Annotated in this window: 1 protein-coding gene; it reads left to right on the top strand. The window is 68.8% G+C overall.

The window, feature by feature from the left end; all coding sequences use genetic code 11:
- A partial coding sequence (locus RGCCGE502_RS34890) for a cadherin-like domain-containing protein (RefSeq protein ID WP_016558825.1) occupies positions 1–2,799 on the top strand: 2,799 nt, incomplete at its 5' end.
- Between the last annotated feature and the right edge of the window lie 154 nt (positions 2,800–2,953).

Raw genomic sequence — 2,953 nt, forward strand, 5'->3', positions numbered from 1 at the left:
CGGGCCTTCAACGCCAACGACAATGACGGCCGCATCGGCATCAACGGCGAGAGCTTCCACTTCCCCAATCCTGGTCGGGCCCGCCACGGTGGCGGCGGCCATGGTGGAGGTCGTGGCCGCGGTCCCGGCGACACCGGCGGCCGCGACGGCGACGGTCATGACGGGGGGCCACTGCCGGGCGGCCCTGGCCAGCATGGCGGCAATGGCGGCGATGGCGGCGACGACGACGATGACGAGACCCGCGCCAACCGGCTGCCGGTGTCGCTCGGCCGCAACGTTCTGGCCAATGGCCTGGTCAACCTGTCGATGCTGATCTTCCTCGACGATCTCTTGGCCAAGACCTACGATCCGGACGGCGATGAGTTGAGCGTGCGCAACCTGACGGCCTCGAGCGGGGCGATCACCGCCTATGGCGACGGCGTCTGGCTCTATACGCCGGCGCGCGGGGTGAGCGGCCCGGTGACCTTCACCTACCAGGTGAGCGACGGTAAGGGCAGCATCGTCACGCAGTCGAGCCTGTCGCTCTTGAAGGGCGGGCCGCACGAGATTGCCGGCACCGACGGCGACGACCGGCTGCTCGGCACGCCTGATAACGACATCATCTCGCTGAAGGATGGCGACGACTTCGTCCATGCTCGCGAGGGCCGTGACGTGGTGTTTGCCGGGTCCGGCGACGACACCGTCTTCGGCGGCGACGGCGATGACCTGATCCATGGCGAGGCCGGCAACGACCGTCTGTTCGGCGGGCTTGGCAACGACGTGCTGTTCGGCGGCGAGGGCAATGACGACCTGTTCGGCGACGAAGGCAATGACAGCCTGATCGGCGAGGGGGGCCACGACCGGCTGTTCGGCGGCGCCGGCAACGACCACCTGATGGGGGATGACGGCGACGATCAGCTCTTCGGCGAGGCCGGCGACGACCTGCTGGAAGGCGGCGCCGGCAATGACCTGCTGACCGGTGGCCTCGGCAAGGACGTGGCGCTCGGCGGCGCGGGCAACGATAGCTTCCGGGTCGGGCTGCTCAGCGAGGACCTGCGCCAGGAAGCGGCGGGCACGTCAACCTCCACCTCCGACGGCAACGACACCTATGTCGGCGGCGAGGGCAGCGACACCTATGACGCCGGCGGCGCAACGGCCGCCGTTACCGTCGACCTTGCATCCGGCACCGCCACCGGTACCGACATCGGCAGCGACAGCCTTGATGGCATCGAGAATGTCATCGGCAGCGGCGATGACGACACGATTAGCGGCGACGGTGGCGGCAACCATCTGCAGGGCGGGGCTGGCGACGACCAGCTTGCCGGCAAGGCCGGCGACGATCTGATCGAAGGCGGCGCGGGCGACGACGCACTGACGGGCGGCCTCGGCACGGACGTGGCGCTCGGCGAGGCCGGCGACGATACCTTCAGGGTCGGCCTGCTTGGCGAGGACCTGACGCAGCAGGCCGCGGGCACGCCTGTCAGCGACGGCAACGACACCTATGTCGGCGGCGAGGGCAGCGACACCTACGACGCCAGCGGCGCGACGTCAGCCGTCGATGTCGACCTTGCATCAGGCACCGCCACCGGTACCGATATCGGCAGCGACAGCCTTGATGGCATCGAGAACGTCATCGGCAGCGCCGGTGACGATACGATTGGCGGCGACGCCGCCGATAACTGCCTGGAGGGCGGCGCCGGCGACGACCAGATGACTGCCGGAGCCGGCGACGACACGGTGATTGGCGGTGACGGGGCCGACCAGATCACCGGCGGCGCCGGTGATGACCAGATGACCGGAGGGGCCGGCGACGATGTGGTCTCGGGCGGGGCTGGCGACGATGTCGTCATCGTGCTCGGCCCTCCCGCCGCCAGCGGACTGGATGCCGGCAGCCATGATGGCAACGACGTCTATGACGGGGGTGCGGGCTGCGACACGCTCGACCTGTCGGCGCTGGTCAAGATGGTGATCGCCGACATCGAGGCCGGCTATGCCGAGGGAGAGGAGATCGGCCGCGATACGATCCTTGGCTTCGAGACCATTCATGGCGGCTCCGGCGACGATCGGTTCTCCGGCGGCAGCGGCACCGACATCCTTTATGGCGGGGGTGGCGACGATCAGGTGGCCGGGCGCAGTGGCGACGACCACCTGGTCGGCGGCGACGGTGACGACCGGCTCGACGGCGGCAGCGGCGACGACGTCTTCATCGTGCTCGCCCGCAGCGGCAACGGCGGTGATGACGGCGACGACCGGATGGACGGCGGCAGCGGCAGCGACTGCTACGATGCCTCGGCCACCGTGCTCGGTGTCGTCATCGATCTCGAGCGCGGCGAGGCTTCCGGTGCGGAGATCGGCGACGACGCACTCCTCGACGTCGAGAATGCCAGCTGCGGCTCCGGCGACGACACGATCATCGCCTCGGCCAGGGTCAACGTGCTGGTTGGCGGCGACGGCGACGACGTCTTCGTCTTCCAGTCGGTCGCCAGCCTTCAGAACGACGGCGCCGGCCATGACGAGATCCTCGACTTCGGCGTCGGCGACCGCATCGATCTCTCCGCGCTTGGCCAGTACGGCACGCTGACCTTCGCCGGCCTGCAGATCGACGGCGACACGCCGCAGATCGGCTCGGTCACCTTCATCTACGAGGCGCTCGGCGACGACACCCGCACCGTCGTGCGCACCATCGTCGACCTCGACCATGACGACGACCTGCAGATCCTGCTGCGCGGCCATCACGAGCTGACCGCTGAGGACTTCATCCTCGCCGCCATCGAGCCCGGCCAGGTCACGGTCGACAGCCAGACGATGGGACAGGCGTGACGCCTGTCCCGGGGGATAGGCCATCGGCCTCTCCCCCGGGAGGCCGGCCTCTCCCGACAATGCCAGAAAGACAATGCCAGCAGACCACGACGACAGGACAACAAGGCCAGCAAGGCTCCAGGGGAACACCGCGATGATCACCACCACCAGCGAC

This window comes from Rhizobium grahamii CCGE 502, assembly GCF_000298315.2.
Lineage (GTDB): Bacteria > Pseudomonadota > Alphaproteobacteria > Rhizobiales > Rhizobiaceae > Rhizobium > Rhizobium grahamii.